We start from the raw sequence: 533 nt of genomic DNA on the forward strand, positions 1-533 counted from the left end.
AATTAATAATAGAAAAAAATATTGTTTATGTTACGATATTTTATAATATTAGATTGACTTACGCTATCCATATGAATCTTACCTTAATAATTAATAATAATTATTATTATTAGAGTTTCATACAAAATTATTACTAATAATGCATGTCTAATTAGGTATATGTTATATATAAACATAATCATTTCATTAAAATAATTTATTTAATGGTATGATATTATAATAATATACTTATACTTGTCTCACTCTGTCCATAAACACAACAATAACCTAAAAAAGCTGTAGCAATAGTTAAAATGAAAATAATAACACCTACATTTCATAATAGTACTCTTGGTGATCTATATGAACCATAATATAAACCTTTAGCCATATGCATAAACATTACCATAAAAAAGAATGATGCACCATTTGCATGTAAATATCTTAAAATATAACCATTATGCACATCTCTTATAATATGTTCAACAGATGAAAAAGCTAATTCAATATTAGATGAATAATGCATAGCCATAAAAATACCTGTTACAATTTGA

General features: G+C 22.3%; 1 pseudogene. It reads right to left on the reverse strand.

What is annotated here, in order from left to right:
• Positions 1 to 316: 316 nt before the first annotated feature.
• Positions 317 to 533, reverse strand: a pseudogene (locus IE124_RS36430) (hypothetical protein); the annotation flags it as partial.

The sequence above is a fragment of the Streptomyces narbonensis genome (genome assembly GCF_014649015.1).
Taxonomy (GTDB): domain Bacteria; phylum Actinomycetota; class Actinomycetes; order Streptomycetales; family Streptomycetaceae; genus Streptomyces; species Streptomyces narbonensis.